General features: G+C 69.6%; 20 protein-coding genes. 8 read left to right on the forward strand and 12 right to left on the reverse strand.

Annotation, left to right across the window (positions count from 1 at the left end):
- Positions 1–32: 32 nt before the first annotated feature.
- The 7 genes from ETAA1_RS19415 to ETAA1_RS19445 form a co-directional block, all read right to left on the reverse strand.
- Positions 33–761 carry an LOG family protein gene (locus tag ETAA1_RS19415; protein WP_145241361.1) on the reverse strand — a complete coding sequence of 243 codons (729 nt, stop codon included), beginning with the start codon at positions 759–761 and terminating at the stop codon, positions 33–35.
- On the reverse strand, positions 758–1,816 hold the full coding sequence (locus ETAA1_RS19420) for an acetate/propionate family kinase (RefSeq protein WP_145241363.1): 1,059 nt from the start codon (positions 1,814–1,816) through the stop codon (positions 758–760). The genes ETAA1_RS19415 and ETAA1_RS19420 overlap by 4 nt, the downstream gene beginning before the upstream one ends.
- Before the next feature lie 90 nt (positions 1,817–1,906).
- The gene (locus ETAA1_RS19425; RefSeq protein ID WP_202920263.1) at positions 1,907–4,333 is read right to left on the reverse strand and encodes a phosphoketolase family protein; all 2,427 of its coding nucleotides are present in this window, start codon (positions 4,331–4,333) and stop codon (positions 1,907–1,909) included.
- A gap of 34 nt (positions 4,334–4,367) precedes the next feature.
- Complete coding sequence (locus tag ETAA1_RS19430) at positions 4,368–4,607, reverse strand: BON domain-containing protein (RefSeq protein ID WP_202920264.1); 240 nt, start codon at positions 4,605–4,607, stop codon at positions 4,368–4,370.
- Between the two features lie 23 nt (positions 4,608–4,630).
- On the reverse strand, positions 4,631–5,578 hold the full coding sequence (locus ETAA1_RS19435; protein WP_145241369.1) for an L-lactate dehydrogenase: 948 nt from the start codon (positions 5,576–5,578) through the stop codon (positions 4,631–4,633).
- Between the two features lie 103 nt (positions 5,579–5,681).
- The gene (locus tag ETAA1_RS19440; protein WP_145241371.1) at positions 5,682–6,386 is read right to left on the reverse strand and encodes a hypothetical protein; all 705 of its coding nucleotides are present in this window, start codon (positions 6,384–6,386) and stop codon (positions 5,682–5,684) included.
- Between the two features lie 589 nt (positions 6,387–6,975).
- A complete protein-coding gene (locus tag ETAA1_RS19445; protein WP_202920265.1) occupies positions 6,976–9,264 on the reverse strand; it encodes a G8 domain-containing protein in 2,289 nt (762 codons plus the stop codon).
- A gap of 105 nt (positions 9,265–9,369) precedes the next feature.
- Here ETAA1_RS19445 and ETAA1_RS19450 point away from each other — a divergent pair, with 105 nt between their 5' ends.
- Genes ETAA1_RS19450 through ETAA1_RS19460 form a run of 3 tightly spaced genes read left to right on the forward strand, consistent with a single transcriptional unit; the run spans position 9,370 to position 11,371 of the window.
- Positions 9,370–9,858 (forward strand): glutathione peroxidase, encoded by a 489-nt coding sequence (locus ETAA1_RS19450; RefSeq protein ID WP_145241375.1) that lies wholly within the window; start codon positions 9,370–9,372, stop codon positions 9,856–9,858.
- A gap of 14 nt (positions 9,859–9,872) precedes the next feature.
- The gene (locus ETAA1_RS19455; RefSeq protein WP_238389257.1) at positions 9,873–10,640 is read left to right on the forward strand and encodes an MBL fold metallo-hydrolase; all 768 of its coding nucleotides are present in this window, start codon (positions 9,873–9,875) and stop codon (positions 10,638–10,640) included.
- Complete coding sequence (locus ETAA1_RS19460; RefSeq protein WP_202920266.1) at positions 10,637–11,371, forward strand: GNAT family N-acetyltransferase; 735 nt, start codon at positions 10,637–10,639, stop codon at positions 11,369–11,371. The genes ETAA1_RS19455 and ETAA1_RS19460 overlap by 4 nt, the downstream gene beginning before the upstream one ends.
- 58 nt (positions 11,372–11,429) lie before the next feature.
- On the opposite strand, the gene ETAA1_RS19465 is transcribed toward ETAA1_RS19460, so the two are convergent.
- Both ETAA1_RS19465 and ETAA1_RS19470 read right to left on the reverse strand, forming a co-directional pair.
- A complete protein-coding gene (locus ETAA1_RS19465; protein ID WP_145241377.1) occupies positions 11,430–12,710 on the reverse strand; it encodes an outer membrane protein assembly factor BamB family protein in 1,281 nt (426 codons plus the stop codon).
- 40 nt (positions 12,711–12,750) lie between these two features.
- Positions 12,751–14,040, reverse strand: coding sequence for a BBP7 family outer membrane beta-barrel protein (locus ETAA1_RS19470; protein ID WP_145241379.1), 1,290 nt, complete (start codon positions 14,038–14,040; stop codon positions 12,751–12,753).
- Positions 14,041–14,248: 208 nt separating this feature from the next.
- Here ETAA1_RS19470 and ETAA1_RS19475 point away from each other — a divergent pair, with 208 nt between their 5' ends.
- A complete protein-coding gene (locus ETAA1_RS19475; RefSeq protein ID WP_145241381.1) occupies positions 14,249–14,689 on the forward strand; it encodes a hypothetical protein in 441 nt (146 codons plus the stop codon).
- Between the two features lie 15 nt (positions 14,690–14,704).
- Positions 14,705–15,664: a DUF58 domain-containing protein gene (locus ETAA1_RS19480; RefSeq protein WP_145241383.1), complete on the forward strand. Its 960-nt coding sequence runs from the start codon at positions 14,705–14,707 to the stop codon at positions 15,662–15,664.
- A gap of 245 nt (positions 15,665–15,909) precedes the next feature.
- Here ETAA1_RS19480 and ETAA1_RS19485 read toward each other — a convergent pair whose 3' ends face one another.
- Positions 15,910–16,566 (reverse strand): hypothetical protein, encoded by a 657-nt coding sequence (locus ETAA1_RS19485; RefSeq protein WP_145241385.1) that lies wholly within the window; start codon positions 16,564–16,566, stop codon positions 15,910–15,912.
- A gap of 194 nt (positions 16,567–16,760) precedes the next feature.
- Here ETAA1_RS19485 and ETAA1_RS19490 point away from each other — a divergent pair, with 194 nt between their 5' ends.
- The gene (locus ETAA1_RS19490) at positions 16,761–18,377 is read left to right on the forward strand and encodes an amidophosphoribosyltransferase (protein ID WP_145241387.1); all 1,617 of its coding nucleotides are present in this window, start codon (positions 16,761–16,763) and stop codon (positions 18,375–18,377) included.
- 84 nt (positions 18,378–18,461) lie between these two features.
- Positions 18,462–19,682, forward strand: coding sequence for a molybdopterin-dependent oxidoreductase (locus tag ETAA1_RS19495; RefSeq protein WP_145241389.1), 1,221 nt, complete (start codon positions 18,462–18,464; stop codon positions 19,680–19,682).
- A 111-nt stretch (positions 19,683–19,793) separates the two neighbouring features.
- Here the strand turns inward: ETAA1_RS19495 and ETAA1_RS19500 are convergent, their stop codons facing one another.
- Positions 19,794–20,756, reverse strand: a complete 963-nt coding sequence (locus ETAA1_RS19500; protein ID WP_145241391.1) for a hypothetical protein — start codon at positions 20,754–20,756, stop codon at positions 19,794–19,796.
- Between the two features lie 140 nt (positions 20,757–20,896).
- Between ETAA1_RS19500 and ETAA1_RS19505 the strand changes: the two genes are divergently transcribed.
- A complete protein-coding gene (locus ETAA1_RS19505; RefSeq protein ID WP_145241393.1) occupies positions 20,897–21,766 on the forward strand; it encodes an alpha/beta hydrolase in 870 nt (289 codons plus the stop codon).
- Between the two features lie 3 nt (positions 21,767–21,769).
- Here ETAA1_RS19505 and ETAA1_RS19510 read toward each other — a convergent pair whose 3' ends face one another.
- Entirely contained in the window at positions 21,770–22,555 is a 786-nt protein-coding gene (locus ETAA1_RS19510) for a uracil-DNA glycosylase (protein ID WP_145241395.1), read from the reverse strand.
- Positions 22,556–22,648 lie beyond the last annotated feature (93 nt).

Genomic DNA, 22,648 nt, shown 5'->3' on the forward strand with positions numbered 1-22,648 from the left:
CGTGTGGTGCTGCGTCTCGGGTGTCGTCGGGGCTACGCCGGGGCGCCCTGCCGGGCCAGCCAGCGGGCGTGGTGGTCACGGATTGCGGCAACAATTGCCGGGCCGTCGGTCAGCACCACCGGGATGTCCAGGTCGCCCGGGCTCACCAGCGGGATGTCGGGCCGCAGCATCGCGTCCTTCGCCCACGCCAGCAGCCCGTCCCAGAAGTGGCCCGCGAGGATGAGCGGAGTGTCGCGCAGGTGCCGCACCTGGAGCAGCTGCCACACCATCAGCGCTTCCAGCGCCGTGCCGATGCCGCCGGGTGTCACCACGAACGCGTCCGACACCAGCACGAAGTGGTGCAGCCGCGTGAAGAACGTCTTGTGCTCGTAGGAGTCGGTCACGAACGCATTCACGTTCTGCTCGAACGGCAGCTCGACGCGAATGCCGACGGACTTCTGGTGCGTGCCGTCCGGGTCGGAGAGCTTGACGCCCTCGTTGGCCGCCTGCATCAGCCCGGGACCGCCGCCGGTCACGATGTCGCACCCGAGCCGCGTCAACTCGGCGGCCAGGTCGCGGATGGCGCCGTACACCCAGTGGTCGGCGGCGACCCGGGCCGACCCGAAGATCGTCACCCGGTACCGCTCCCGCCGCGTCGGCCGCAGGCGGGTGAGCGTGTTCACCGTGTCCCACAAGCCGAGGACGGCCTTGCCGATCACGTTCAGAGCGGCCCGCTCGTCGGACAGCGGGATGAGACCATCCTGGGGCGAGGCGGGAGTCATGGTGTTGCTCCTGGCCGGACGAGGAGCCGGCGGGTGTGGTCGGCGATCATTCGCTCCTCGTCGGTCGGGATCACGTGCGTCCTCACCGGACCGAGCCACGCGGCCGCAGCGCACACGCGGTCGCGAACGACGGCCGAGTTCTCGCCGATGCCGCCGGTGAAGACCAGCGCGTCTAGCCCGCCGATGGCCGCGGCCAGTGACCCGATCTCACGCCCGATGCGGTACACGAACAACTCCACCGCCTCGGCCGCGTGCGGGTCGGCGCTCGCCAGCAGCTCACGCATGTCGGCCGAGAGACCGGACACGCCCAGAAGTCCCGACTCGAAGTCGAACAGGTGCCCGACGTGGTCCACACGCATGCCGTAGTGGTTCATCAGGTAAATCGGTACGCCGGGGTCGATGGCCCCGCAGCGGGTGCCCATCAACAAACCGTCGGTGGGGGTGAACCCCATCGTCGTAGCCACGCTTCGCCCGCCGAGTAGCGCACACAGACTGGCGCCGTTGCCGAGGTGAGCCACGATCGTTCTGCCGGCGGCTGCACCCGGATCGACGCCGGGCAGGACGGACGCGACGTATTCGTACGACAGGCCGTGGAACCCGTACCGCCGGACACCCGCGTCGTGGAACCGCCTCGGCAACCCGAATCGCTGTGCGACCTCCGGCTGCGCGCGGTGGAACGCCGTGTCGAAGCACGCGACCTGCGGCAAGTCCGGGGCGAGCCGGGTCACCGCCCGGACGGCGGCGAGGCCGTGCGGCTGGTGGAGCGGGGCGAGCGGGGTCAGGCCGTCGAGTTCGGCTAACACCGCGGCGTCGATCCGGGCCGGTGACGAATGCTTGACACCGCCGTGAACCACCCGGTGGCCGACGCCAATCAGGCGGTGGTCGCGGAGGTCGGTTTTGCAGCGGTCCAGCGCCACGGTCAGTGCCTGGTCGTGACCGTCGGCGGGGAGTCGGTCCACCGTTCCGCGCATGAGGGCGTCACCGCCCGCGGCCGGGAACGCCGCGAACTTCAGGCTGGACGAACCGGCGTTGATGACGAGAACCGCGTCGGCCATCGTTGCCCGTGGGCTGAGGTCGGAGGACTCGGGGACAGGGAGTATCGATCGCAGATTGCCGTACCCGTCTCCCGGTCCCCGGATTGCGAGTCAGTACGGCCACTTCCAGCCAGCCGCGTCGGGCTTGTCCACGCCGTGCTCGTGGGAGTAGTTCACGCACGCGATCTGCTCGTTGCGGAACTTCTCCTTGGCGTGCGCGCCGGCGATCTTGAGCCGCGGTACGCGGTCGATCACGTCCATCGCCAGGGTGAACCGGTCGAGCTGGTTCTGGATCGCCAGCTCCAGTGGGGTGTTGATGTTCCCCTTCTCCTTGTACCCGCGGACGTGCAAGTTCGGGTGGTTCTTGCGGCGGTAGGCCAGCCGGTGGATCAGCCACGGGTAGCCGTGGAAGGCGAAGATCACCGGCTTGTCGGTGGTGAACAGGCTGTCAAAGTCCTTGTCGCTCAGCCCGTGCGGGTGCTCGGTGTCGGGCTGGAGTTTGAACAGGTCCACCACGTTCACGAACCGCAGCTTCAGGTCCGGGAACTCCTGCCGGAGCAGGTCCACGGCGGCCAGCGCCTCCTTCGTCGGGATGTCGCCGGCCGACGCCATCACCACGTCCGGCTCGTGGCCCTGGTCGGTGCTGGCCTTCGCCCAGATGCCGACGCCCTTCGTGCAGTGGACGATCGCGTCGTCCATGCTCAGGTACTGGAGGTGGTTCTGCTTGTCGGACACGATCACGTTGAAGTAGTTCTCGCTCCGCAGACAGTGGTCCGCGACCGACAGGAGCGAGTTCACGTCCGGCGGCAGGTAGATGCGGGTGACGGCCGCGCTCTTGTTCACCACCAGGTCGAGGAACCCGGGGTCCTGGTGGGTGAACCCGTTGTGGTCCTGCCGCCACACGGTGCTGGTGATGAGCAGGTTCACCGACGGCACCTTGGCCCGCCACGACAGGTGGTTGCAGATCGTCAGCCACTTGGCGTGCTGGTTGAACATCGACCCGATGACGTGGGCGAACGCCTCGTACGTGCTGAAGAACCCGTGCCGGCCGGTCAGCACGTACCCCTCGAACATCCCCTCCAGGGTGTGCTCCGAGAGCATCTCGATGACCCGCCCGTCCACCGCCAACTCGGTGCCGTCGGCGTCCTCGGGGAAGTACTCTTCGAGCCACAACTTCTTCGACACCTCGTAGACAGCCTGGAGCTTGTTCGACGTGTTCTCGTCCGGGCCGAACACCCGGAAGTGCTGCATGTTCGCCTTCATCACGTCGCGGAGGAACACGCCGAGCGGCTTGCAGTTCTCGGCCTCAGTCGTACCCGGCTTCTCGACCTTCACCCCGTACTGCCGGAAGTCCGGCATGAGGAGCGCCTTTTTCAGCAGCCCGCCGTTGGCGTGCGGGTTGGAGCCGATCCGCCTGGTACCCACGGGGGACAGTGCCTTGATCTCGGGGCTGAACCGCCCCTTGTCGTCGAACAGTTCCTCCGGCTTGTAGGCGCGGAGCCAGTCTTCCAGCTGCTTGAGCCGGCCCTTGTCCTTCTTCACGTCGGCCATCGGCACCTGGTGCGACCGCCAACTCCCCTCCAGCTTGTGCCCGCCGGACTCGCCCGGGCTGGTCCACCCCTTCGGCGTGCGGAGCACGATCATCGGCCACCGCGGGCGGAACGCCTGGCCGGACGTGCGGGCCTGCTTCTGGGCGGCGCGGATCTCGGCGACGCACTTGTCGATCGTGGCGGCCATCGCCTGGTGCATCGTGGCCGGGTCGGAGCCCTCGACGAAGTACGGGGTCCAGCCGGTGCCACGGAAGAAGGCCTCGATCTCGTCGTGCGGCACCCGCGCCCAGATGGTCGGGTTGTTGATCTTGTACCCGTTCAGGTGCAGGATCGGCAGCACCGCCCCGTCGCGGATCGGGTTGAGGAACTTGTTGATGTGCCAGCTCGTCGCCAGCGGGCCGGTCTCGCTCTCGCCGTCGCCGGCCACGGCCGCGACGATCAGGTCCGGGTTGTCGAACGCCGCGCCGCAGGCGTGCGAGAGGACGTACCCGAGTTCGCCGCCCTCGTGGATGCTGCCCGGCGTCTCGGGCGTGCAGTGGCTGCCGATCCCGCCGGGGAAGGAGAACTGCCGGAAGAACTGGAGCAGGCCGGCCTCGTCCTCGGAGCAGTCGGGGTAGACCTCGCTGTAGCTCCCCTCCAGGTAGCACGGGCCGAGCACTCCGGGGGCGCCATGGCCGGGGCCGGCCATGAACACCACGTCCAGGTCGTGCGCCTTGATCGCCCGGTTCAGGTGGATGTAGCAGAACGCTAGGCCGGGGCTCGCGCCCCAGTGACCGAGAAGGCGGTCCTTGATGTGCTCGGGCTTGAGCGGCTCCTTGAGCAGGGGGTTGGCCTTCAGGTACGTCATCCCGAGCGCGAGGTAATTACACGCCCGCCAGTAGGCGTCGATCTTGCGAGCCTCGTCGGCCGAGAGCGGCGTGCCGGCGACGGTGGCCCGGGCCGGGCCGAAGGCGCTGATCGAGGCCGGCGCCGCGGGGGTCGGGGGCATCAGTTGCATCCTCTCGGTGGTGTCGGTGAGGGGGTCAGACCCCGCTGGTGACCCGGAGCTCGTTGCGCAGACCCGGTACGTCCGGGAGCGCCAGCACGGCCACTTGCGCGAGTTGCTTCAAGTAAAAGCTCGGGACCTCGCCCCGGAGGACGAGGCGGCCGGCTTCCAGGACGACCTCGACCCGCTGGAGCCAGCCGTAGCTGGTCTGCGCGAGCGCCTGGCGGGCGGCGGTCACTGCCGGTTGAAGGTCCACTATAACGGAGCAGTCGTTCATTGTCCTTACCCCCGCGGTGCCGGTCATGGTTGACTCCCGAGTTCGTCGAGCGCCTGCCGGATGACCGCGGCGCTGGCCTGGAGTCGGGCGTGTTCGTCGGGAGTCAGTGGGAGCGGGAAGGTCTCTGCCACCCCCGCCCGGCCGACCAGGCGCGGGAGCGACACGGTCACGTCGGCGACACCGGCAACCTCCGCGGCCGGAGTGCACACCGTCAGGATGGAACGCTGGTCGTGGATCACCGCCTCGACCACCCGGGCCAGGGCGCTCCCGACGCCGTAGTACGTCGCGCCCTTGCCCGAGATGATTGTGTACGCGGCCCGGCGCACCTGGGAGTCGATTTCGCACCGGAGCGGCTCGGAAAGGTCGACGCCGCGGAGCTGGGCGAACGCCTCGAGTGGCATCCCGCCGACGGTCACCAGCGACCACGTCAGCACCTCGGAGTCGCCGTGCTCGCCGATGACGTACCCGTGAACGTGGTGCGGGTCGACGCCGCAGTGACCCCCGAGGAGCGACCGGAACCGGGCGGTATCGAGCGTGGTGCCCGACCCGAGCACCCGCCCGGCTGGCACACCCGCCGCGGCCGCGGCCCGCGCGGCCAAGTGGGTCATCACGTCCACCGGGTTGGTTGCGACGACGAGCACCGCGTCCGGGGCGGCGGCGAGCACGGCAGGGACGACCTCGGCGAAGACGGCCGCGTTCCGCTGTAACAGGCTTAGCCGCGTCTCACCCGGCTTCTGCCCGACTCCGGCGCAGAGCACGACGGCCAGGCATCCGGCCAGGTCGGCGTAGCCGCCGGCACGAACCTCGTGGGCGTGCGCGAACGGGACAGCGTGGCGGATATCGGCCGCCTCGGCTTCGGCGCGGGCCGCGTTCATGTCGACCAGCACGATCTCGCGGCCGACACCGCGCATCACCATGGCATACGCCGCGGTCGATCCGACCAGCCCACTCCCGACGATTCCGACCTTCATGCGTCGCTCCTCGGCCGCCACCCGATCGGCTCACTAACGCAACCCTCGGGCCGGCACGTAAACTCTCTTCGAACGGCCGCCACCCGCCTGAACTCCAGGCATTTCAAATGACACACCGCAGCCGACTCAGTCGCGGGTTGTGCCACCTTGACACGCCACCGCAGCCATGTGTCGTGGCCGCACACTGACGAGCGCCCCGCTGGACGCTCCGCCAGTGACAGCCCACAGGGGCAACCCGAGCCGACCTATTGGCATTGTCGAGCCCGCCCTTGATCTTCGCGGCGGGGAGCAGGTCGGTGGTGTCGAACGCGAGTACGGCTGGGGTCTGAAGGCCGACCAGGGCGGCAGCCTGCTTCAGGTACGGGGACATGCCTGGGCCGGCCTTCCCGGTCGCCGCCCGGAGCCACCGCCCGGACTCCTGGCGGTTCGGCGGCTGGTGCGCGGTCACCACGCCCGGGGCGAGGGTCGCTGCGATGCCGTGCTTCTCGATGACGACCACCGACTTGCCTCCGACGGTGGCGTGTTTGCCGCCGTTGGCCTTGGCGAACTCGGCGTCGGTGGTCCGCTTCCGCTGGGCAGCGACACCCATCTCCCAGTCCATCCCTCCGTTCAGGTCGATCTGACAGCCGACAACCAGCCGTGCGGCGATTGGCGGGAGGGACTCGAGGCCGTACGTCGGCCCCATCTGGCCGGCCCACTTCAGCCGGACGACCATGTCCGTCTTCTGAATCGCGTTGGCGTCGATGAACAGTGCGGCGTTGGCCCGATCCGGCACCCACCCGAGCAAGTCGGCGACGGTGTCGTCCACGGCCGCGGCTGGTGCAAGAATGAGAAGGAGGGCGGCGATTCCGACCGAGACGTGCGTGGGACACCACGGGGTGGTGTGAGTTCGGACGGGTCGGCCGGTGAGGCCAATGCTACAGATCCGTCACGGCGGATGCACGTGATAATTCGAAGTGGAGGCCGTGAAAAGGCAGCGTACAGTCGCGTCGGTCAGCCTCGCCACCTGACCCCGCGTGCGGCGGCGCGATACTCGCGCCAACTCGAGCGATTCGCCTCGCGGCAGTAATTGTCCTCAGGGCCGCGGTTCTCGGTGGTGATTCTCCGGCACCAGGCGCGGACAGGCACAAACTGGTCGTCGTGGTTTTTCCCGAACGAGTCGAAGAGGGTGCCCGGTACGTTTCTCGTCGATCGCGCCGGAGGTCGGTCGCGGGACGATCGGAGATTCGGAGCGAGTTCGTCGACGTGTCTCCGCTCGACGATGCTTCTTACCAGGCTGCCCAGCTAGATCTGCTACGGACACGCCGGGCGGCCTGCGCCCGACGTAGCCCCGAGCCCCCGCTGCCCACTGGGAGGAGGTTCGGGGCGAGTGTCGATCGCGCGACCCCAGGGGGGGTTCACTTCACCGCCAGGATCATCGGTGTCGGCTCCACGTTGGCGGCAGCGTCTTCGGCGCGGGCTTCCACCCGCTGCGTGCCGGGCTCCAGTTCGACTTCCCACTCGGCGAAGTTCGGCGTCGTCGCCCGCGCCGGCCGGCCGTTGACCGTCACCTTCGTGACCACGCCGTTGTCGGTGCAGGAGCCGCGGACCAGCAACCGGCCGCTCTCGCGGATCACCCGGGTGACGACCGTCGCGGGCGGCAGGTCGTCCACGACCGCGGGCGGCTCCGGGAACGCCACCCCGCTCACCTCCGCGACTCGCGACTCATTGCCAGTCAGCGGCGGTTCCGAGCGGAACGCCGACTCGTCCGCCTTGTACTCGCCCGACTTCACGCTCACGACCTGCGCCGTGCGGCCGGGTCCGAACCAGTCGTGCAGGTACACCGACACGCCCTTTTCGGATTTCGGCACCGGACGCGGCCCGCCGCCGAGGTTCACCAGCGACCGCTGCCGACTGGTGTCGGTCCAGTTCCGCGTCCGAACGTTCCGCAGGTGCGTGACCGCGGCACCGGTCGGGTTGTCGTCCGAGATCTGCACGAGCGGCATCCCGCCGGAGCGGCACGAGTCGAACGTCAGGCCGTCCACGACGAGCCGGCCGTACTGCACGCTCAGGTCGTCGTGGCCGCGGTTGAACGGCTCCGTGTTCGTGTGGCTGATCAGCACGTTCCTGTAGTAGTGGCCGTCGTAGTTCGGGTGGTACACGCCGTAAGCGACCTTGTGGAGCGTCAGGTTCTCGACGCGCAGGTTCGGCACTTGCGGACGGAACCCGTAGTGGACGTCCCAGACCTTCAGGTTCTTGACCACGAACGGGTGCCGCTCGTCGGGGCCGACGCGGTTGACCCCTTCGCCGAGGTTTACGCCGTACAGGCCGTTCGTGCTGTGGACCTCGTTGTCCTCGAAGCGCACGAACGGCAGCGTCCGCGGGTCTGTGAGCCTGCGCGAGCCGTCGGCCTGGCGGATCGGGAAGGACAGCTTGAGCGCGCTCGTCGGGGTGGCCTCGTAGCGAAAGCCGTACTCCCCGCACTCGGTCGCCACGTTGCGGGTGAAGCTGTTGAGGCTACACGTCCACCAGAACCCGGCCCCCTCGTTGGCGTCGAACGGGAGCACCTGTTGCGGCAGCCGCTTGCCGCGCTTGACGCCGACGGCCAGGTTGCGGTCGATCACGTTGTAGACCTCGGTCCCGTCCTCCAGAAAGTAGCCGTGGCCGACGCTCTTGTACCCGACGTTGTCGCGGACCACGAGGTAGTCGGTGCCGTGAATCGTGAGCCAGCGGTTCTGACTGTCCCAGATCGAATTCCCGACGACGAAGCTGCCGCGCATCGTCTCGCGGCAGAGGTGGAAGTGGAGCGCGTACTTCCCGAGTACGCCGGGCTTGCCGAGGTGGCGGAACTCGGCGTAGCTCAGCGAGCCGGTGCTGCCGCGGTGGTACATCGTGTGCCCGCGCACGCCCTCCGGCGCCGCGCTCTCGACGATCACGTTGCGGCTCAGGTTCGCCACCTCACCGCGGTAGTCGCCGCCGCCGAGGTGGGCCATCGTCAGCGGCTCGTTCAGCGTGATGCCCGAACCGTCGTTCGACGTGATGGTCCGTTCCTCAGTCGTGGACTGCGTCTTGGCCGGGCCGTGGGTGCTGGTGCCGGTCACGATCACACGGTCCCCTGCCTTCCATCCGGTCACGGGCGTTTCGAGTGTCACCCTGGTGTCACCGACCTTCGCGTTCGCGCCGAGTCGCACCCAGGCGAGGTTCAGCGGCTGGCCGTGAAGATCCATCCGCCCGCCGCAGTTCACCACCGCCGGGCACTTGTCCTTGTCCATTCCGGCAACGTAGTGCAGGCGCACCAGCGCCGTCTTCCCCTTGGCGACGGGCCGGTCGGGCGTGCCGATCACCAGTTCCGGGCGGACGGCGGTGGGGTCGGCGGGCGGGGCGTGGTCGCAGTCGAATCCGTCCTCGCTGTACTCGTCGCCGGCCTGAATCTTGATGAGGCCGACGTTCAGCACCGTGTCGCGATCGGTGGCGAACACGACGGAGCCCGAGACGTTCAGGCCGCGGACCACAGCGTCGGAGCGCACGTCGTAGGTGACCGTGTGGCCGGCGCGGACCACGACGCGGCTGCCGGCACCGGGCACGACGTTGCCGATCCACGTGGCGGGGTCGGACCAGTTGCCGGACCGAGCCGATCTCAGGATTGGTGTCTCTTGCGCGAGCGAGACGGACGGAAGAAGAAGCACGAGGAGGGCGGCGAGGCGCACGGGCGGCTCCGAAAAAGGGAGAGCGGGGCGGGATGCCGCCAGTGTCCACCGAGACTGTGAGACGGTCAACCCGTAATCTGGAAGGCGCACAATAGAGGCGGCGCGATGCCGGACGACAACATCTACGACATCCCCGTGACGGCGCTGGACGGTACCCCCGGCACGCTCGCCCCGTACCGCGGGCACGTGATGCTGGTCGTGAACGTGGCCAGCAAGTGTGGCTTCACGCCGCAGTACGCCGGGCTCGAAGAACTGTACCGCCGCTACAAGGACCGCGGGTTCGTCGTCCTCGGCTTCCCGTGCAACCAGTTCCTGTGGCAGGAGCGCGGCGACCCCGGCGAGATCGCCGGATTCTGCTCGACGACCTACGGCGTGACGTTCCCGCTGTTCGAGAAGGTGAAGGTGAACGGCCCCGGCACCCACCAGCTGTTCCGTCATCTGAAGGCCGCCCGCCGCGGGTTATTGTGGACGAAGGCGATCAAGTGGAACTTCACCAAGTTCCTCGTGAGCCGTGACGGCGAGGTGGTAGCGCGCTACGGCACGTCCACGAAGCCGGAGAAGCTGGTGGGGGCGATCGAGAAGCTGTTGGCGTGACACCGGAGGGAACCGTGTCGGTGGTGGCCCGTCATTTGAACTGCGGCTGGCTCCACGCCCCCCCGAACCCGCGGGCGTCGTGCCACTGCCTGCTGCTCGAAGCGCCCACCGGCCTGGCGCTGATCGACACCGGGGTCGGCCTCCACGACGTGCGCGACCCGGAGGGACGCATCGGCCGCGAACTCATCGAGCTGGTCGGCTTCCAGTTCCGCGAGGAAGACACGGCGCTCCGCCAGGTGGAACGGCTCGGCTTCCGGGCCGACGACGTGCGCGACATCGTGCTGACGCACGCCGACCCAGACCATGCCGGAGGGCTCGCCGACTTTCCCTTCGCCCGCGTCCACCTCGCCGCGGAAGAGCTCGACGCCCTGAGTGCCGGAAACGCTCGGTACCTCCCGGCGCAGTTCGCCCACGAGCCGCGCTGGGAGCCGCACGCTCACTCCGGCATGACGTGGTTCGGCTTACCCGCCCGGCCGCTGAACCTGGGGGCGGAGGTGCTGCTCGTCCCACTGTTCGGCCACACGAGTGGGCACTGCGGCGTCGCGGTCCGAACCGGTGGGCGGTGGCTGCTCCACGCCGGGGACGCGTACTACCTCCGCGTCGAGTTGGAGCGAGACGATCACCCGGTGTCGGCGCTCGCGGCCGCGCGGGCCGAGGACGACGTCGCGCGGCGGCGCGCAGTAGCGGCGTTGCGCCGCCTGACGCGCGACCATGCATTGGAGCTCGACGTCATCGGCTACCACGACGTGGGCGAGTTCCCGCCCGGGTGGGTTCAGCCGTGACGCCGCTCTACCGTGACTCGCGTTACACCTTCCGCTTCGCCGACGACCGCCGCATCGACCGCGTCCGCGTCGAGGGCGTGCCCTCGGGCAGCCGCGTCACCGTCTACCGGCTGGTCGGCGAAGAACCGGGCGACGTGCTGACCCGCAGCCTTGCTGGTGCCGACGGGTGGGTCGAGTTGCCGGAGCCGATCTTGGTCCGGGCCGGTGACGGGTTTGTCGCTGTCGCCGGCGCGCTGATCCGCGACGAGACGCCGGCGGACGAGCCCGCGGTCCGCGCCGTCGTCCGCGCGGCGTTCGGTCGAGGCGACGAGGCGGACCTCGTGGACTCACTCCGCTCCGGCGGGTACGTCCGCGCGGCCTTCGTGGCGGAACTCGACGGCGAAGTGGTGGGCTACGTCCTGTTCACTCGCTTGCCGGTCGAATCAGCGACTGGCGTGATCGAAGCGCTGGCCCTCGCGCCGATGGCCGTCGCCCCGGGCCGGCAGCGCCAGGGCGTCGGCGCCGACCTGCTCCGCGCCGCCCTCGACGCATGCCGAGGGCGCGGCCACCGGGCGGTCGTGGTGCTCGGGCACGCCGACTACTACCCGCGGTTCGGCTTCTCGGCCGCGCTCGCGGAGCGGCTGCGGTCTCCGTTCCCGGGGCCGCACTTCATGGCACTCGAACTCGTGCCGGGGGCGCTGGCCGGCTTCGAGGGGCAGGTGTTCTACGCGCCGCCGTTCGGTGTCGGGTGACGCCTCGACCGGACGTGGTAGGCACGTGGGGTGTGCGTACCACGGTTCAACCCCGTGCTCACTTCCCGACGGTGAAGCACGCCAGGGTTCCTTCGCGGTCCCGGCAGAACACGCGCCCGCCGGCCAACGCCACGTGCGGCCACGCCACGGCCCCGACGACGCGGTCGCGCACCGCCAGTTCGGTGTACGCCGTCGGGGACCGTGCCGCGCCCTCCACCAGCGCGAGTTTACCAGTGCCGCCGTACACCACCAGCCGGCCGTCGGCGGTCGCCACACACGAACCCGCGTCGCCAAACGCCCCGCCCTCCCACCTCTGCTCGCCGGTTTCCCAGTCGAGGCACCGTAGCCGCTGCCACGCCAGGTAGAGGTGCCCGCCGACGACCACCGGGGTGCACACCTTCGACGGGAACCGCTTCCGCCACACCTCCGTCGCCCCCGTCAGCGTCACGCGCAGCTTGCTGATCGCGTTCTGGTTGTACGCCGAGGTGACCACCACAAAGTTGTCCCGCACCGCCGGCGAAGCCACGTTGTTGGCGAACTCCGTCTCCCACGGGACGGCGGCCACTGTCTTTCCCGCTCGCCCGGCGTCGAGCCGGATCACGGCCAGGTGCCGCATCGTGAGGACGGCGACACACGGCACGCCCTCGACGGTGATCGGCACGGGACCCGCGGTGTGGCCGGCCTCATCGGTCAGTTCGGACCGCCACGCTTCCGTCCCGGTGCGCTTGTCGAACGCGACAAGTGTGCCGCGAGGCGACCCGACCTCGACCAGGAGCCAGCCGCCATGAACGAGTGGGCTCGACGTGTACCCGTAGTCGCGGACGGGTGAGCGGCCGACACGCGGCCGCTGCTTGGCTCCGTAGGCGTCGTACAGGTTGACGGCCCACACGTGCTTGCCGGCCGCGGCGGCATCGCGGCAGCGGAGGTCGCCGTCCGGGGCGAGGGTGTACAGGAACTTCGTCTGCGGGTCGTACTCGGGCGTGGCCGACGGGCCGGAATAAAAACCCTCGTCGCCGGCGTGGAACCGGCCGTAGAGCGGGCCGGGATGTTGAGCCGTCCACAGCGTCTTGCCGTCGCGCACGTCCAGGCACCGGAGTGCGTCGTGACCGCTGGTCCGACCGAGGACGTAGACGCTGTCGCCGACAACAAGCGGGGAACTGGCCCCGGCACCGACATTCGCCGTCCACGCGGGTCGGTCCGGGAGCCAGCGTCCGTCGGCCCATCCGGACGACTCGCCGGTATGGCCGTCGCGCGTCGGCCCGCGCCAGTGCGGCCAGTCCGCCGCTAATAGCGGCGTGCTCAAGGCGAACAAAGTGACGACGACGGACGAGCGCGGCATGGGGTGGCTCGGGTGGGGGGTCGGCGACCACGCACCGCTATCAGTACCGCAGTTCCAGCCCCAGCGACAGCCCCTGCGCCCAGAAGTCGGTCGTGGGGTTGGCGGCGAAGCCGCCCAGGTCGAAATGCTCCTGCGCCCGGCGGACGCGGCTCCAGTACTGGAACGAGTAGCCGGCCGTCAGGTGCAGCGCGTCCGCCGCCCGCCAGCCGAACTTGAGGCCGAACTCCGGGGCGACCGCGAAGTCGCTCTGCTGGTCCCGCGCGCCCACGTTCACGAGCGTCACCGGCGTCAGGCCCGCGAGGCCGCCGTTCGTCAGGCCCGGCACCACGACGCGCGTTCGGGTCACGTCGCGCTCGCTGGTCGTGGTGCCGAGAGCGACCGCCATCCGACCGGTGACCGAGAAGCGGCCGAAGTTCGCCGTCGGGGCCAGACCCAGCAGCCCGCCGTTGAAGTCGTTTCGCGTGCGGACGCCGTCGTCGGCCATGACGCGGCCGCCGAGCGGCGGCGGGGCCGTCGGGCCGAACACGTCCCACGACGACGCGATCCGATCACCGAGGTGCAGGTAGCGGTAGCCGAGGACGCCGTCGAGGCGGACAGTGTCGCCGGCCCACAGGTTCCGCCGCAGGTGAACGTCACCGCCGAGGTAGTTCGTGTGCGTCGAGGCCGTCACCGTGCCGGCGGTCTGGCCCGGGAAGCCGACGTACACCGGCACCGGGAGCCCGCCCACCGACTGCGGGACGTTCAGCACCGTGGTACCGTCGGCGACCGCGGCGAGCGAGTCGGCCGAGGCGCCGAGCATCTCGAACCGCGTGCCCACGCCCCACCGGCCGTCGGCCGCGACCGGGAGGAAGAAGTCGAAGCGGAAGCCGGGCCGCACGTCGTTCAGCACCCGCGACCCGCCGAACAACGCGACCGTCCCCGGCACCCCCGGCGTGCCCGCGAACCCGGGCCCGAGTACGGCCGGCCCGGTGGTGACGACGGCCGGCGCGCCCGGCCCCTGCGTTGCCCACAGCAGGAAGTCGAGCGCCACGAAGCCGACGGCCGAGCACTGCACCGGCGAGTCACAGGCGTTCGACGTGTACCGGCCCGGGTCGCGGGTGAAGAACGGCTCGCGCTCCCACCCCGCGGGGATGAGTTCGAACTCCTGACGGCCGAAGTGCGTGGTGCCAGTCGGCGTGATGGCCGGCGCCACGAGCGGCCCGCCGCCGGGGACGACGGTCGCGGTCGAGGACCGCGTCGGGGCGGCGAAGATGGCGTTCCCGAAGTCGGCGGCGGTGCCGGTCGTAGCGGTCGCGCAAACGGCGGCGACCAGGAGGGCGGTGTGGCGCATGATCGATCCCCCGGAGAGGCGGCGGTGCCGGTAGAATCGGCGGCCGCGGCAAGCCCGGACGACTCCGGACAACCGGAACCCGCCGAACGCGCGCGAAACTGGGCAAACCCGCCGCGGCGTAACGGTCACGCCGGAATGTCCGCCGCCGGCCGGCGTCCATACGCTGCCGACGATCCTGTCCCGCGGTTCCGCTCACCGAGGCACTCCAATGCTCCGCGTGTTCACGACGTTCGCGCTCGCCGCCGTGCTGGTCGCCGCCGGCGGCTCCCAGGCACAGGACGCCAAAACCGACAAGAAGGCCGACGGCCCTGCCGGCGTGTGGACCCGCGAGGCCGGCGGCCTGGAACTGAAGTTCGACTTCACCGACGCCAAAGCGGGCTCCCTGAAGCTGACCGTGATGAACGGCGACAACGGCGTCGTGGCCGGGTGCAAGGTCGAGGTCAAGGGCGGGGTCGTGACGGCACAGATCAAGGACGTCGAGGAGAAGGGGAACTTCCCGAACAAGCCCCCCGTGGGCTTCGAGTTCAGCTTCAAGTGGAAGGCGGCCGGTGACACGGCCGAGCTGTCCGACCTACAGGGCGACAACATCGACAACGTGAAGCCCGTGGTCGAGGGCGAGTACAAGCGGGTGAAGGGGAAGAAGGAGTAGCCGTACAATGCCGGCATGAGCAGCGCCGAGAAGTACCTCCGCCCGGAGGTCATCCGCCAGGTGTCGCGGCTGGACCTGCGGGCGAAGTTCATTGTGCAGGGTTTCCTCACCGGGCTGCACGCCAGCCCGTTCCACGGGTTCAGCGTCGAGTTCTCCGAGCACCGCAAGTACACGCCCGGCGACGACCTGAAGACGCTGGACTGGAACGTCTACGCGAAGACCGGCCGGTACTACGTCAAGAAGTACCAGGCCGAGACGAACATGACGGGCTACCTCGTCATGGACCTGTCGAAGTCGATGGACTGGAACGGCCGGGCCGCCGCAAAGGCGGCCGGCGTCCGCCTCGACCGCACCTCTCCCGGCCCCGCCGACGAGACACTCACCAAGTTCGACTACTGCGTCTGCCTCGCCGCCGCGCTCGGCTACCTGATGATCCTCCAGCAAGACCCGGTGGGTCTTGTCGCGTTCGACACCAAACTCGCCACCGTGGTGCCGCCGAAGAGCAAGCGGACTCAGCTCGGCACCATCCTGTCGGTGCTCGCCAACCTGAAGCCGACCGGCGACACCGACATCGCCGGCAGCCTGACGCAGCTGGCCCCGATGCTGCGCGGCAAGAGCCTGGTCATGGTGTTCAGCGACCTGATCACCGACCCGGAGCCGGTGCTGCGGAGCCTGTACCGCCTCCGCTACAGCGGCCACGAGGTCATCCTGTTCCACGTGCTCGACGAGCTGGAGGCGAACTTTCCGCTGACGGGCCTCGTGGACTTCGCCGACGTGGAGGGACCGGAGCGGCACCTGGAGGTGGACGCCGCCGGCATCCGCGACGACTACCTGAGCGCCGTCCGCGAGCTGCGCGAGACGTACCGGCGGGAGTGCGCCGGGGCGAACGTGGACTACGTGCCGATCGACACGTCGGTGGGCTTCGACAAGGCCCTGCTGGACTACTTGCAGATGCGGCAGCGACGGTTCGGGTGACGGTTCGGGGCTCGATTCGGAAGGGGGCCGGCCGTGGCTGACCGAAACGGAAGCGAGTTCGACGCGCTGATCGCAGACAACGACCGGATCGACGCCGCCCTGAAGGGTGCGGCCCGAGAGGCCGCCCTGACCCACGCCCGGCTCGGCCGACCGCTCCCGGCTTGGACTGAGAGCGGTGTCGTGTGGCGGACGCCTGCCGAGGTGTTCGCCAGGCTACGGGCTCGACGAACACGGCAACCCGCCGGCTACTTTCCCTCGACCGTCAACTTGAGCGGAACACTCGTCAGCGTCACCACGCCAAAGCCGTCGTTGTCCGTCGCACCCTTCGGCACCGGCTGCACGCCGGTCCGCAGCGACGCCGTCAGCTCGTACTCGCCGGGGCCGGTCCAGTAGCTGTAGTGCGTCGCGCCGCGCATCCCGCTCTTCAGCTGCTTCACCGGCCACGAGTACGACTTGCCCGGCTCCAGCTTCGTCTCCTGCGGGATTCGGAACTCCTGCGTCATGGCGATCGGCGGGTCCAGGTTCGCCGAGCCCGCGCCCGCCAGGTTCAGCGTCAGCACCACCGGGTCGCCCTTCGTCCACACCGTCAGCGCCTTGTCGGACGTGTTCTTCAGCTCGACCGTCAGGTCCACCACCGGCGGGTTCGGCAGCTTGCCGCCGAAGCCGAGCCCCTTCTTGCCTGGCTTGGCGGCGTTGTCGATCGCCTTCTTGTATGCGTCGGCCGTCAGCGGCGCCGGGTCGAACGTGTACTTCACCTTTCCCGACACCGTAAGCACCAGCGGCACGCCCGGCGGCACCGACTTCGGCGGCGCCTTCGCCTCGTCGGCCGAGGCCCCGGTCGTCAGCACCGCCGCCGCAGCGAGCCCCGCCGCCGTCATCGCCGCGCGAATCGATCGGACCATCACACGCCTCCAAACTGGGTCGGGCGACCTGTACCCCCTTCAGACTATGGAGCCGGCCCGGCCGATTGTCACGAGCTCGTCACGACCGCGGCCGGGGCGGTTCGGCCGTTCCCGGTGTCCCGCCCGGTCGGGCTGCTCTATAGTGACGGGGCGGGCGCTCGCACCCGGCCGCACGTCCCTCACCCGGCGGTGACATGGCCGATCTGTACCACGAATGCGGCGTCGCGGCTCTCTACCGGCTCTCCGGTCCAGCCGACGACGACCATCCGGTCTGGGCCGGCCACCCCGATCAAGTGTCGCGGCTCATGCCGCGGCTGCTCCTCGACCTGCAGAATCGCGGCCAGCTCGCCGCCGGCATGAGCACGTATAGCCCCGGCCGCGAGCAGCTCGTCTCCACGTACAAGGAGATCGGCACGGTCATCGAGGCGTTCAGGATCAACCACCCGGGCAAGTTCGCCGACATCATGACCGAGCACGCCGGGCGGGCGGCCATCGGCCACACGCGGTACGCCACGTGCGGCCCGACGACCCGGCGCTACGCTCAGCCGTTCGAGCGGCGGCACGGCTGCATGTGGAAGTGGTTCGCGTTCGGGTTCAACGGCCAGCTCACGAACTTCAAGAGCCTCCGCGACCAGCTCCTGCAGAACCACAGCTACCACCTCGCCAAGGACAACGACACCGAAGTCATCATGCACTACCTCGCCCACGAGGTACGGGCCGACGATCGGCCGGACCTCGTGGAGGTGTTCCGCCGGCTCAGCCAGAAGTTCGACGGGGCGTACAACATCGTGTTCCTGAACGCCCTCGGCGAGATGGTCGTGCTCCGCGACCCGACCGGCCTGCGGCCGATGACGTACTCGGTCGAAGGGAACATGTTCGGGGCCGCGAGCGAGAGCGTGGCCCTTCAAAACCTCGGCTTCCGCAACATCCAGTCGCTGGCCCCCGGCGAGATGATCCTGATCCGCGACGGCAAGCTGACCACGCACCGGTTCGCCCCGGAGCGGCGGCCGAGTCACTGCTTCTTCGAGTGGATTTACTTCGCCAACGTGGCCAGCACGCTGGACGACCGCAGCGTCTACCTCAGCCGTGCGCGGCTGGGGCAGGAGCTGGCGAAGCAGGAGCGTGCCCTCGGCCGCGTGCCGCTCGACCCCGAAGATACGGTGGTGGTACCGGTACCGGACACGGGGAAGGCGGCGGCCGACGCGATGGCCTTCGCGCTGGGCATCCCGAGCGTCGAGGGGTTGATCCGCAACCGCTACATCGGCCGGACGTTCATCGAGGGCGGCAACCAGCGGGCGGACAAGGTGAAGCAAAAATTCACGCCGCTGCGCGAGGTGATGCAAGGCAAGCGGGTGCTGCTGGTGGAGGACTCGATCGTCCGCAGCACGACGCTGCAGAGCCTGTTGCGGCACGTCCGCGAGCAGGGTGGGGCGAGAGAGGTTCACGTGCGGGTAGCGTGCCCGCCCATCCTGGCGCCGTGCTTCTACGGCATCGACATGAGCACGGTGCGGGAGCTGTTCGCGCCGAAGTTCATGGCCGGGCTGGTGCCCTCGGTGACGGAGCAGGACGCGATGGCGGCCGAACTGGGGGCGGACAGCCTGTTTTACCTGCCGGCCGAGTCGATCGCCCGGTGCATCGACCTGCCGGCGGAGAAGCTGTGCCGGGCGTGCATCACCGGCGAGTACCCGACGGCGCACGGGCAGCAGCTGTACCAGCTCGCGCTGCGGACGCACGCCACCGGGGCGACGCCAGCCGGACGGACATACGAGGCCACCACGGGAACGTGCCCGCCGGAGCGCGTCAGCGTGTAACAGGCCCGCCCGAGCCGGGCCCGTGAGGGGTCGGAGCATTCGGCACTCCGACCCCTCACGGGCCCGGCTCAGAAGGTAATCGTCATGCCCGCCCCTACCCGCCGCGAGTTTGCCGCCGTCGCCGCGGCGTCCGCCTGCGCCGCTGCCGCCGCAGAGCCCCCTGCCCCACCGCCGGCCCGGCCCTTTCTCACGCCCGCCGCCGAGTTCCGCGACGTGTCGCGCGGCAACCCCGTGCCTCACACCCTCCGCGGCCCCGCGCTCGAAGCCGCCCGCCTCACACCCGAGACGTGGCGCCTCGAACTCACCGCCGACCCGACCGTCGAGGAGCCGCACACGAAGCAACCGGCGGCGATCGCCAAGCCGCTCACCATCGCCGCCGGCACCGCGCTGGACCTGCCGATGCTGCTCAACCTCGGCAAGTCGCACCAGGTTCACTTCCTCAAGGCGATGCAGTGCCTGAACATCGACACGCCGCTCGGCCAGGGGTTGTGGACTGGCGTGCCGCTGCGTGAGGTGCTGAAACTCGCCGGCCGCATGAACAACGTGCGCCGCGTGTTCTTCTACGGCTTCCACAACAACGACCCGAAGCAGCGCTTCCAGTCGTCCGTGGACTACACCCACGCGATGGAGACGCCGCCGGGCGAGTTGCCGGCGTTTCTCGCTTACCGGCTCAACGGCGAGCCGATCCCGCTCGAGCGCGGCGGGCCGGTGCGAATGGTCGTGCCGTGGAGCTACGGGTTCAAGTCGATCAAGTGGCTGCAACAAATCGTCGTGACGAACATCCCCCGCAACACCGACACTTACGCCGAGGGGAACAACGACCCCGAAGCGTATCTAAAATCGGCGGCGTTCAGTGACCGCGTTCCGGAGAAGCTGCCGGCCGACCGGCCGCTGACGTTCCGCGGGGTCGTGATGTGCGGCCCCTCGGGCGTACGGCGTGTCGAGTTCTGGGTGCGACCGGTGACCGCCGACAGCCCGCCGCTGGCCGATGACTCACCCGAACTGCTGCGGGCGCCTTGGGCCGAGTGCCAGCTCGACCCGCAGCCGGATTGGGGAGCGGTGATGCCGGCCGGGGTGCGGCCGCAGGAGGTACTCGGCTTCGATCGCACAACGGGGCGACCGCGGGAGTGGCCGCTGCGATACAGCTCGGCGCCATTCACGGCGACGGTCCACGGGCTCGCGGCTGGGCGGTACGAATTCCGCGCCCGCACCGTGGACTTGAACGGCTTCGCACAGCCGGAGCCGCGCCCACTCCAGAAAACGGGCAAGAACGGCATTCAGGTACGGCGCTTCGAAGTGGGGTGAACCGGCGGCGACACTCCAACAAACTTTCTTGTCATTGACTCATTGCTTCTCCTGACCCCCCGGGGGGAGGGCGGAGAAACAATGCCAACGGGCAGAGGGACGGGCGTCAGATTACGGCCCGGCGACGCGGAATTCGGCCGCCTGACTGCGGGCCGCGCGGCCGGTCAGCGGGTCGCGCACTTCGACCGTGACCGTGTACACGCCGACCTGCGGCGGTATGCGAATCTGGTACGGCTGGAAATAGTCGCGGACAGGCGACTGCGAGCGCTCGTCGTGCTGGAACCGTACCACCTGCACCCGCTGACGGTAGTCGGCGGGATCGACCTGCTCCACCAGTTGCCCCTTCGCGTCGCGCACCTCCAGGAGCGTGACCGCACGAGTGACGTACCCGTCGGCCGCGGCCTGGCAGCCGAGGTTCCGCACCTCGACGTACAGCCGGGCCAGGTCGCCCGGGCGGTACGGCTGGGCCTGCGGCCACGGCTCGAATTTGCCGAAGCCGCCGATCTTCCGGCAAAACGCTACCTTCTCCACCCGCAGCGCCGCCTTCGCCTCCAGCTTCGCCGCCGCCCCGCTGAGTTGGTCGGCGAGGTGGCCGGCCTCCTGCGGGTCGGGGGCACTCAGGTTCATCGCCGCGCCGCGGGCCAGGACCGGCATCACTGCCAGGGCGAAGTCCTGGTTCGGCTTGTCGAGCTTTTCGAGGTGTCGGATGGCGTCCTCGGGCCGGTTTTCGACGTACGCCCGCATCGCGGCCAGCAGCGGCGGTTCCGGCAGCGGTGCAACGCCGGGCAGCGGGAACGGGCCGGGTTCTGCCTTCACCGTCAGCACGCTCTCCGGCGGCGGCACGAGCGGGTCGGGTTCGACCGTGGCCAACTTCGGCGCTGCCGGCGTGTCGGCGATCGGCTTCGGCTCGCTCGCCGGCCGGGCCACGATCGACTCACCCGGCTTCAGGCTGGCGAACCCGTCGGCCCTTGCAGGCGGCTTGTGGTCGGGGTGCGCAACGTCGCCGTGGACGTGGAGGCAGCCGGGGGCGAACCCGATCGCCAGCGCCGCGAGGAGCCGGGGGGAGACGGCCATCCGTGACCTCGAAACCCTATTCGGCCGCAACCCGGCCCCCTGCCGTATAAGCGGGTCGCGGCGCGGCGCCAAGCCGACCCGTTGCCGATTGCGACCGCTGCGGGCAGGATAAGCCCGCCCCCCTCTCCCGGAGCTCGCCAATGCCCCGCCTCCTCGCGGCCGCCGCACTCGTCGCCGCCCTCGCACTCCCCGCCGTCAGCCAGCCGACGCCCGACGCCGTGACCGTCGAGCGCGGCGTCGAGTACGGCAAGGCCGGCGGCGTGAGCCTGCAACTGAACCTGGCCCGGCCGAAGGGCGACGGCCCGTTCCCGGCGGTGGTATGCATCCACGGCGGTGGCTTCCGCGCCGGCAAGCGCGAGAGCTACGACCCGCTCACGGTGAAGCTCGCGCAGCGCGGCTACGTCGCCGTCACGGTCAGCTACCGGCTGGCGCCAGCGCACCCGTTCCCGGCCGCGGTCCACGACGTGAAGGCGGCGGTGCGGTGGGTGCGCACCAACGCCGCGAAGCTGAAGATCGACCCCGACCGTATCGGCGTCACCGGCGGGTCGGCCGGCGGGCACCTGGCGCAGTTCCTAGGAGTCACCGGTGACGTAGAGGAGTTCGAGGGCGACGGCGGCAATCCCGGCGTGTCGAGCAGGGTGAAGTGCGTGGTGAACGTTTACGGCCCGAGCGACTTCACCAAGAGCTACGGCAAGAGCGTGGACGCGGCCGAAGTGTTGCCGCTGTTCCTCGGCGGCAACCTGGAAACGGCCCGCGCCGCGCACGTCCGCAGCAGCCCGCTGAACTGGGTGACGCCGAACGCCGCCCCGACGCTGTGCATCCACGGCACCGAGGACAAGTACGTGGCCCACGAACAGGCGGTGTGGATGATCGACCGGCTGAAGGCGTGCGGCGTGGAGGCTGAGTTGCTGACGCTGCCAGGGGCGGGGCACGGCTTCCGCGGCGCGGACGCGGAGAAGGCCGACGCGGCACTGTTCGCGTTCTTCGACCGGCAGCTGAAGGCCAAGTAAGGACTACTTCCCCGGGACGGGCCGCCCCATCTCGCGGAGGAGGAGCTTCATGTCCTCCCAGGTGTCCTTCCGCATCGCATTGCCGCCCGCCGACTCCTCACGCAGCAGGGCCGACGGGTGGTAGGTACACACCACCGGGATGTCGCGGTAGTAGTGGACGCGGCCGCGCATACGGCCGATGCCGAGCGACGTGTTCAGCACGTTTTTCGCGGCCGTCGCCCCGAGGCAGACGATGTACTTCGGCCGCACCAGCGCCAGCTGGCTGTCGAAGTAGTCGCGGCAGTTGTCGCGCTCGTCGGAGGTCGGGGTGCGGTTGTTCGGCGGGCGGCACTTCAGAGTGTTGCAGATGTACACCTCCGCGCGCTGGAAGCCGCACGCGGCAATGATTCGGTTCAGCAACTGACCCGCCCGACCGACGAACGGCTCGCCCTTCGCGTCCTCGTCGGCGCCGGGTGCTTCGCCGATGAAGCACACGTCCGGGTCGATCGGGCCGACGCCGAACACCGTCTGTGTGCGGGTGCCGAACAGCTCGGGGCAGCGGTCGCATGCCGCGACCCGCTCGGCGAGCACCACTAGCTCATGTCGTCGCTCCGTCGGCCCGTCGGGAACAACGGCCGGGGCGGCGAACGGCTCGGGTTGGGTTGGGGGCGGTGAGGCGGGGATGCCCTGCTTCACCGTGTCAGAGACCGGCAACGCGACCGTCGGCGCGCGGGGGACGAACTGCACCCCCGCGGCCCTCAGCGCTTCAAGGTGAATCACGAGCTGGCGGCGCAGGTCGTCCGGCGACATGTGGGCGCCCCAATAGACCCGGCGAGCCGGGGGCGTCAGCCCCCGGATACCCCCGCACTCCGCATGGCATCCGGGGGCTGACGCCCCCGGCTC

The organism is Urbifossiella limnaea, assembly GCF_007747215.1.
GTDB lineage: Bacteria > Planctomycetota > Planctomycetia > Gemmatales > Gemmataceae > Urbifossiella > Urbifossiella limnaea.

Coding starts and splice junctions, on each gene's coding strand:
- ETAA1_RS19415 (WP_145241361.1), bottom strand. CDS start 761: ATGACTCCCGCCTCGCCCCAGGATGGTCTCATCCCGCTGTCCGACGAG.
- ETAA1_RS19420 (WP_145241363.1), bottom strand. CDS start 1,816: ATGGCCGACGCGGTTCTCGTCATCAACGCCGGTTCGTCCAGCCTGAAG.
- ETAA1_RS19425 (WP_202920263.1), bottom strand. CDS start 4,333: ATGCCCCCGACCCCCGCGGCGCCGGCCTCGATCAGCGCCTTCGGCCCG.
- ETAA1_RS19430 (WP_202920264.1), bottom strand. CDS start 4,607: ATGAACGACTGCTCCGTTATAGTGGACCTTCAACCGGCAGTGACCGCC.
- ETAA1_RS19435 (WP_145241369.1), bottom strand. CDS start 5,578: ATGAAGGTCGGAATCGTCGGGAGTGGGCTGGTCGGATCGACCGCGGCG.
- ETAA1_RS19450 (WP_145241375.1), top strand. CDS start 9,370: ATGCCGGACGACAACATCTACGACATCCCCGTGACGGCGCTGGACGGT.
- ETAA1_RS19465 (WP_145241377.1), bottom strand. CDS start 12,710: ATGCCGCGCTCGTCCGTCGTCGTCACTTTGTTCGCCTTGAGCACGCCG.
- ETAA1_RS19470 (WP_145241379.1), bottom strand. CDS start 14,040: ATGCGCCACACCGCCCTCCTGGTCGCCGCCGTTTGCGCGACCGCTACG.
- ETAA1_RS19475 (WP_145241381.1), top strand. CDS start 14,249: ATGCTCCGCGTGTTCACGACGTTCGCGCTCGCCGCCGTGCTGGTCGCC.
- ETAA1_RS19480 (WP_145241383.1), top strand. CDS start 14,705: ATGAGCAGCGCCGAGAAGTACCTCCGCCCGGAGGTCATCCGCCAGGTG.
- ETAA1_RS19485 (WP_145241385.1), bottom strand. CDS start 16,566: ATGGTCCGATCGATTCGCGCGGCGATGACGGCGGCGGGGCTCGCTGCG.
- ETAA1_RS19490 (WP_145241387.1), top strand. CDS start 16,761: ATGGCCGATCTGTACCACGAATGCGGCGTCGCGGCTCTCTACCGGCTC.
- ETAA1_RS19495 (WP_145241389.1), top strand. CDS start 18,462: ATGCCCGCCCCTACCCGCCGCGAGTTTGCCGCCGTCGCCGCGGCGTCC.
- ETAA1_RS19500 (WP_145241391.1), bottom strand. CDS start 20,756: ATGGCCGTCTCCCCCCGGCTCCTCGCGGCGCTGGCGATCGGGTTCGCC.
- ETAA1_RS19505 (WP_145241393.1), top strand. CDS start 20,897: ATGCCCCGCCTCCTCGCGGCCGCCGCACTCGTCGCCGCCCTCGCACTC.
- ETAA1_RS19510 (WP_145241395.1), bottom strand. CDS start 22,555: ATGTCGCCGGACGACCTGCGCCGCCAGCTCGTGATTCACCTTGAAGCG.